Source organism: Rhodothermales bacterium, assembly GCA_034439735.1.
In the GTDB taxonomy this organism is placed as follows: domain Bacteria; phylum Bacteroidota; class Rhodothermia; order Rhodothermales; family JAHQVL01; genus JAWKNW01.
This window is the reverse complement of the sequence record JAWXAX010000072.1, coordinates 25,665-34,003: the sequence shown is the minus strand read 5'-3', so window position 1 is coordinate 34,003 and position 8,339 is coordinate 25,665. Positions and strand designations below refer to the sequence as shown.

Here is an 8,339-nt window from a genome sequence, read left to right as displayed (position 1 = left end):
TGGAGACGCAACATGTTGCGTCTCCAGGTGGGTACCGCAATCATTCATATCGCAAACTATCCACCGGGTCCGCCAGCGCGGCGCGGATGGCCTGAAGGCTTACGGTGGCGAGGGCGACCAGCAGAACCAGCACGCCCGCGCCGACGAACAGGGCGAGCGACAGATCGATCCGGTACGCAAATCCATCCAACCAGCGCTGCATGGCTACCCAGGCCGCCGGCGTGGCGATCAGGAACGCAAACCCGATCAGGATAACGAACTCGCTGGCGATGAGCATCACGAGGTGCGGCGACGAGGCGCCGAGCACTTTGCGGATTCCGATCTCCTTAGTCCGCCTCGCCACGGTGAGCGTGGCGAGTCCGAACAGACCGAGGCAGGCGATAAATACGGCCAGGCCTGACGCCATGCCGACCATCCGGCCCAGTTCCTGCTCCTGCCGGTACTGGCTCTCGAGCGCCTGATCCAGAAACGTATAGGCGAACTCCTGCTCGGGCGCCACGGCTTTCCATGCCGCTTCGAGCCGGCCGATGGCGTCGCGAACTTCCCCCGCACGGAGGCGGATGGCGAGTTTTGGGGAGTCCGACTGGCCGGCGTTCTGATCGGACACTCCCTGAAGTATCGCGGTGGGGTCCTGGACGAGAGCCAGCGGCATCACTTCCGTGTGGAGCGAGGCGTAGTTAAAATCCCGCACGACGCCCACGATTCGATGCGGCCCGAAATCCCCGGAGAGTTGGGCATTCAGCGGGTCCGTCCACCCGTAGGCGGCCACGAAGGCCTCGTTCACAATGATCCCCTGTTGGTGATCGGACGGGATTTCATCCGAGAAATTGCGGCCGGCGACCATCTCCATCCCCATCGCTTCGACATAGGCCGGGTCGACCACGTTGAGGTTAAACTCCCGAAACGAGCCGTCGTTGGCCCGGTAGCCAGCGCGGAGCCACGAGCCGCCGCCCATCACGAACCGCGCGCTACCGACCGCGGCGACTCCTGGATCGCCGGCGAGTTCGTTCCGCAACCGTTCCACGATCGGCAGGCCCTGCTCGGGTGACACGCCGGTGTCCACGATCACCACCTGCTCCCGCTCGAAACCGAGGTCGCGGTTTCGAATGTAGTCCAGTTGGGACCGGATGACCAGCGTGCCGGCGATCAGGGCAATTGAGACCACAAACTGGACGGCGATAAGGCTCCTTCGCAACCAACTGCCGCGCCGGCCGGCGATGACGGCTCCCTTCAGCACCTGAATGGGCCGATAGTCGGACATAACAAAGGCCGGATACGCCCCTGACAGCAAACCGACACCCAGGAAGAGGGCCAGCGCCGCCATCACAATCGTGCCGTCAAGCGTCAACGTCAATTGCTGGCCGGCGAGTTCGTTGAACAGGGGTAGGGCAAGGGACGCAAGTCCGAACCCGCCGATCAACGTAAGGGCCGTGAGCACCAGCGTCTCGCCCCAGAACTGCCGCATGAGTTGGGGCCGGCTGGCTCCTACGGCCTTGCGAATCCCCACCTCCGTCGCCCGGCCGGCCGATCGTCCGATGGCCAGGATGGTGAAGTTGATGCAGGCGATCACCAGGATCAAGGATGCAATGGCCGCGAGGAGATACGAATACCCCGGATCGCTGACGAGAGCGATGCCCTGTGGGATCGCGGGATTGAGATGGATATCCGTCATCGACTGAAGACCGATGGTATACTGGCCCGGGGACACCTGGTCGCCGAGCGCCGAGGCGATCATGGCCGGAAATTTGGCTTCGAGGGACGCGGCGTCGACCCCGGGGCGCAGGAGGATGTACGTTTCGGGTACGACGTTAAACCAGGCCTGATGCGCACGAGGCGGCCAGATTCGGCCGTCGCCGACTTCGAAGGGCAGCAAGACATCAAACTGGATGCTGCTGGTAGCCGGCGGATTCGCCACGACGGCCTGGACCACAAACGCCTCGAAGGCCTCGTCGCCGACGCGGATAGAGACCGTATTCCCGATCACCTCAGGCGTACCGAAGATCCGACTGGCGGCGTCCTCCGTGAGCACCGCCCCGTTTTGCCCGGAAAGCGCCGTGCGGGGATCGCCGGCGATCCCTTCGAAATCAAACAGGTCGAAAAAGTGCCGATCTACGAGTCGGATCGATTCCATGAAGCGGTCGTCCTCGTACTGCACCAGGTTTTCGAAGGCGACCACGCGGGTGAACGCCTCCACCTCCGGGTAGGTGGCTGCCAGCGTTGGTCCGAGGGGGAGCGGGGTGACGCTGTTGAAGTACGTCTGCCCCCCGTCGTAGGCCTCGCGGACCCAGGCGCGATGGAGGCGGTCGGCGTGGGTGTGGAAGCGGTCGTAGCTCCATTCGGAGCGGACGAAGAGGAAGATCAGGACGCTGCAGGCGATCCCGACGCTGAGGCCGACGATATTGATGCCGGCGTAGCCTTTGTCGCGCCAGAGGGTGCGTAGGGCGAGGGTGAGGTAGTTTTTTAGCATATGGGGGAGACGGGTATAGAGACGCCAGGTATGGCCCGACGCCAGGTATGGCCCGACGCCAGGTATGGCCCGACGCCAGGTATGGCCAGACGCCAGGTATGGCCAGACGCCAGGTATGGCCAGACGCCAGGTATGGCCAGACGACAGGTATGGCGGGGAGACGCCAGGTATGGCGGGGAGACGCCAGGTATGGCGGGGAGACGCCAGGTATGGCGTCTTTACGGCTCGGGTTATTCGTAGCGGAGGCTGCGGACGGGGTCGGCGAGGGCGGCGCGGAGGGCCTGGTAGGCGACGGCCACCAGGGCGACGACCACCGCCAGCGCGCCGGCGATGAGGAACACATCCGCCCCCAGATCCACCCGATACGCAAAGCCATCCAGCCAGCGACGGACGCCGAAGTAGGCCACGGGAATGGCGATCACCAGGGCGGCGATGACCAGCACCAGGAACTCCCGAGAAAGAAGCGCCACGAGGTCCGCCACCGAGGCGCCGAGGACTTTGCGGATCCCGATCTCCTTGGACCGCCGCTCGGAGGCGTACGCCGCGAGGCCAAAGAGTCCCAGCGAGGCGATCAGCAGCGCCAGAAAGGTGAAATAGCCGAAGGCCTGGCCGAGCCGGCGTTCGGATGTATAGAGGTCGTCGAAAACCTCGTCGAGGAACGCGTATTCGACCGGGTAATCCGTGAAGCCATCCATCGTCTCGGTAATAAAGGCGAGGCTGGCCGGTATGTTATTTCCAGAGATGCGGATGGCCAGGTGATTGTACCAGTTGCCACTCATCCGAACCATCATCGGCGCGATCGGGAGATGGAGCGAGTGGAGGTGGAAGTCTTTCATCACCCCTACCACGTGCCCAGTTTCCATGAACCGTTTCCCGACAGCCGTATCCGGCGTCCATCCCAGCGCCGCGACGGCCGTCTCGTTCAGGATGACGGCTTCGAGCGAGTCGGATGTAAATTCCGGCGTAAACGGCCGGCCGGCGACGATAGGGATGTCGAATACCTCAAAGAAGTCGTACCCGACATTCGCCTGGTAGACCGACAGGGTTCGATCCCCTTCACGCCCTTCCCAGGAGCTCACCCCGTTGGACGAGCCGATGTTCGTCGGCAACGAACTGACGGCGGTCACCCCGACCACATCCGGATGACGACCGAAGGCAGCCTCCAACACATCGGCTTCCTGTCGCAAGGCCGAATCACGAATCGGGACGGTGACGATGTGTTCGCGGGTATACCCGAGCGCCTTTTGCTGGATGTAATCGAGCTGGCGATAGATGATGAGGCTGCCGGCGATCAATACGATGGATGCCGTGTACTGGAAAATGATCAGCCCACGTTGCACCACAGAGCGATCCGTCCCTCCGGCAAGCACACCCTTGAGCGATTGGATAGGCCGCAACCGGGACATGTAGAGCGCGGGATAACTGCCGGAGAGTAGACCAACTGCCAGGACGAGGATCGCGAGTAGCGGGTAGAGCAATGGCTCCTCCCAGGCCAGCATGACAGGACGGTCGATGAGCGTGGCGAAGACCGGCGTGCTGAACCAGGCCAGCAAGACGCCCAGGCCGAGCGCGAAAAACGCCATCAACACCGATTCGCTGATGAATTGGACGATGATTTGTGTGCGATGGGCTCCGATCGACTGGCGCAACCCGACTTCCTTGGCCCGTTTGATCGACCGCGCGATGGCCAGATTCATGTAGTTGATGCCGGCCAGCAGCAGAATCACGATACCGATCGCTCCGAAGAGGTACACGTAGCGGATGTCGCCGGGGGCCCCGAGGTCGAAGTTGACATCGGAATGCAGGTGGATATCGGTCATCGGCTCGACGATGTACTCGTAATTGCCGGCCTCTTCCGCGCCCACGTGCCGCAACACAAAGTCGGGCATGGTGGCCTGCAGCGCGTCCTGATCGGCGCCTTCGCGCACCCGGAAGTAGGTATACCACGAGTTGTTCGTCCAGTAAGCCAGGCTGCTCGCATAATCCGAGTTGGCCATGATGGGGAGGATAAAATCGAACGTAAAGTGGGCGTTGTCCGGTACGTCGGCCACGACGGCGTCGACCCGGAGCGGCAACGTGCCGGCCCAATATTGCACCTCGACGACCTGCCCGATGGGGTCTGCCTCTCCGAACATCCGCTTCGCGAGGGTCGCCGAAATGGCCATGCCATCTGGAGAGCGGAGCACCGTGGAAACATCGCCCCGCTCAAGCGGGAACGGCATGACATCGAAGAAACTCGAATCCGCCCAGATGCCCTGCTCAAAGAAGTGCGCGTCCCCGATGCCGATCAGCACACTGATCGAGGAGAGGGCGGTGGCGTGTGCCACCTGGGGAAAGTCGGCCTCGAGGGTGCGGGCGAGCGGAGCCGGCGTGACGGCGAACATATCGCTGCCCATGAACACATTGTTCGGTTGCCGTTCGACGATGCGGAAGACCCGGTCCGCACCCGGGTGGAAGCGGTCGTAACTCAGCTCGTATCGAATAAACGAGGCGATCAGCAGGAAACAGCCGATGCCGAGCGCCAGACCCAGGATGTTGAGTCCGCTGTAGAGCTTCTGCTGCCGCATGGTGCGGAGGGCGATCTTGAGGTAGTTTTTGAGCATGGCGGTGCTGTCTTAGGAGCGCACGGTCGGCTGTGAGGAGACGCCATGTATGGCGTCTTTACGGTGTTTGGGTCATTCGTAGCGGAGGCTTTTCACCGGGTCGGCGAGGGCGGCTTTGATGGATTGATACCCCACCGTAAGCCAGGCAATGAGCAGGGTGGCGAGGCCGGCCAGGGCGAACACGCCCCAGCCGAGTTCGGTGCGGTAGGCGAACCCGTCCATCCAGCGATCCATCACAAACCAGGCGACCGGGAACGCGAGGACACACGCCCAGAGGACCATCCGCGTGAACTCCCTCGACAACATCAGGAGGATGACCGGTACGCTCGCCCCGAGCACCTTGCGCACGCCGATCTCCTTGGTGCGCTGCTGGGTGATGAACGACGCGAGTCCGAATAATCCGAGGCAGGCGATCAGGATGGCCAGCGCGGTGAAGCCGGTGAACATCTGGCCCAGCCGGCGCTCGCGCTCGAAGAGCCGGCCGAAGTCTTCGTCGAGAAAGAAATAGCGAAAAGGAAACCCCGGCTCGTACGTCGTCCAGGTCGATTCCAGGAACGCGAGGGTCGCCGGCATGTCCCCCGGGCGGACGCGCACGACGACATTCGTGAACGCCTGCGGTCCGGGATAAAAGATCATCCCTTTGATTTCCAGCTGCATCGACTCCAGGTGAAAGTCGCGCACGACGCCTACGACCGTCCGCATCTCATCCGTCCCATCGTCGTTTCGGGATACCCAGGCCACCTTCTTGCCGACGGCCTCCTCGGGCGACCACCCGAATAACCGGGCCCCGGTTTCGTTGAGCAGAAACGCCTGGGTGGAGTCCGACGTCACGTCGCTCGAAAAAGGCCTGCCGGCGGCCATCTCCAGCCCGAGGGTCTCGATGTACGTGTCGCTGATCGAGGCTACCTTCAGGTTTTTAAGGTCCTCGTTGGTCCCGCCCTCCGGACGAAACACGGTGTCGTTCATAAACCGTCCAGGGACTCCATTGCCCGCGGCGACGTGTTCCACGCCTGGATGGGCCTGCAACGCATCACTCAACGCCGGGTAGTGCCGGCGCATAGCCTCGGTTTCGATGGGAAGCACCACCGCCTGCGCCCCGCGAAACCCGAGGTCGCGCTCTTGCATGAACCGCAACTGGTTGTACATCACGCCGGTGCCCACCAGCAACATCATCGAAATTGCGAACTGGGTGACCACCAGCACACGTCGCATCCACAGTCCACGTGCGCCGGTGGTGAACTGGCCCTTCAGGATTTCTATCGGGCGAAACGACGAAAGCACGACGGCGGGATAAAGCCCGGCCAGCAATCCGGCCGTGAGGGCGACACCCAGCAACCCGAGCGCGATCGCGGGATCGCGGAAGAGGTCGAGCGAGAGCGACTTCCCGGACAGCGTATTCATTACCGGCAACAACGCCACCATGAGGGCGAGGGCGATCACCATGGCCACGATCGCCATCAGGACCGACTCGCCAAGAAACTGCTGCACCAGGCGCCGGCGATCCGACCCCAACACCTTACGCAGCCCCACCTCCCGGGCCCGATTCGCCGATCGAGCCGTCGAAAGGTTCATGAAGTTGATGCAGGCGATGAGCACGATAAAAACGGCCACCGCGAGCAGGATATACACGTACTGGATATCGCCGTTGACCGCGAAGTCGTTTTCGGCCTTCGAGTGCAGGTGGATGTCGCGCAGGGGCATGAGATAAAAGCCGTAGCGGACGCCCGAAGTGAGGAGTGCCTCGTAACTCTGCCCGGTCGCCTGTTGAAGCTGCGGGCCGGCGTAGGTGCGCACCAGATCCGGGAATTTGGCCTCCAACACGTCGCCGGCATGCCCTTCTCGCAGGAGCACGTAGGTATAAAACGAATTGCCGATCCACTCCGGGCTTCGGCTGCGGTCCTGGCTGAGGAGCGCGCCCAGCATGTCGAACTGGAAGTGGGTGTTGTCCGGCATATCCGAAATCACCCCCGTCACCGTGAGGTCGAGCTGGTTGTCCAGCGTCAGCGTCTTTCCCAAGGGATCCGCCTCACCGAAATAGCGACGTGCGGTAGATTCAGTGATGACTAAACCATCGGGTCGGTTGAGGGCAGTACGGGCATTCCCCTGCAAGAAGTGAAAAGAAAAGACCTCAAAAACCGTCGAATCCGCCCAGAAAAAGTCCTCCTCGTAAAACGAGCGGTCACCGCTACGCAGCAGGACACGCCCTGTGCCCCAGATCCTGGCGGCGGACTCGACCTCCGGGTAGTCCTGTCGCAACGCCGCTGCCATCGGGGCCGACGTGGTGGCCGAGTTAAAGGTCTGGCCGGCGAGGGCGCCTTCCAGATGCACGCGGTAGATCCGGTCCGCCCGCTTGTGCATCGATTCGAATAGCAACTCGTCGCGGACGTACAGCAAGATCAGGCAACACGCCGCCAGCCCGACCGCGAGACCGAAGATATTGATAAACGCGTAGCTTTTATGCCGGCGTAGGTTACGCAGGGCGATGGTGAGGTAGCTTTTGAGCATAACGGTTGGTTTTTAAAGGGCGGAGGAGGGGCGCCTGTCCGCGCCGCGCCCGCCAGCACCCATCACGCCGGCGCGATGTAGCGTTGCTTCAAGAAGTTCTCCGTGACGATGTGTCCGTCGAACAAGTGGACGATCCGATGGCTGTATTCCGCGTCTGCCGGCGAGTGCGTCACCATGGCGATGGTGGTGCCGGCTTCATTGAGTTGGGTGAGCAGCGCCATCACCTCCTCGCCGTGGGTCGAGTCCAAGTTACCCGTCGGCTCGTCCGCGAGGATCAGCTTCGGCGAGGCCACGACAGCCCGCGCGATGGCCACGCGCTGCTGTTGTCCACCCGAAAGCTGTTGGGGAAAGTGGCCCTTCCGGTGGGTGATCTGCACCCGATCCAGCGACGCCGTCACCCGCTGCTCCCGCTCCGAGGTCGACATCCCCAGATACAACAGGGGCAGCTCGACGTTTTCGTACACCGTCAGTTCGTCGATCAGATTGAAGCTCTGGAACACGAAGCCGATGTTGCCCTTGCGTAGGCCGGCGCGCTGGCGCTCGGACATGTTGGCGGTCTCGTGCCCGAGGAAGGTATACGAGCCCTCCGACGGGCTGTCCAGCAACCCGAGGATGTTCAAGAGGGTCGATTTCCCGCAGCCCGAGGGGCCCATGATCGAGATGAACTCGCCCTCTTTAATTTCCATGTTGACGTTGTTGAGGGCCGTAGTCTCGACCTCCTCCGTCACGTACGCCTTCTTGAGGTTGGTGGCTTTGATCATACC

Annotated in this window: 4 protein-coding genes; all 4 read right to left on the bottom strand. The window is 62.4% G+C overall.

Annotated features, from left to right (window positions below; all coding sequences use genetic code 11):
• Positions 1–40 precede the first annotated feature (40 nt).
• Entirely contained in the window at positions 41–2,467 is a 2,427-nt protein-coding gene (locus tag SH809_05495) for an ABC transporter permease (protein MDZ4699143.1), read from the bottom strand.
• A gap of 230 nt (positions 2,468–2,697) precedes the next feature.
• Positions 2,698–5,070 (bottom strand): ABC transporter permease, encoded by a 2,373-nt coding sequence (locus tag SH809_05490; GenBank protein ID MDZ4699142.1) that lies wholly within the window; start codon positions 5,068–5,070, stop codon positions 2,698–2,700.
• A 72-nt stretch (positions 5,071–5,142) separates the two neighbouring features.
• The gene (locus SH809_05485; protein MDZ4699141.1) at positions 5,143–7,575 is read right to left on the bottom strand and encodes an ABC transporter permease; all 2,433 of its coding nucleotides are present in this window, start codon (positions 7,573–7,575) and stop codon (positions 5,143–5,145) included.
• A gap of 62 nt (positions 7,576–7,637) precedes the next feature.
• Positions 7,638–8,336, bottom strand: coding sequence for an ABC transporter ATP-binding protein (locus SH809_05480; protein ID MDZ4699140.1), 699 nt, complete (start codon positions 8,334–8,336; stop codon positions 7,638–7,640).
• Positions 8,337–8,339 lie beyond the last annotated feature (3 nt).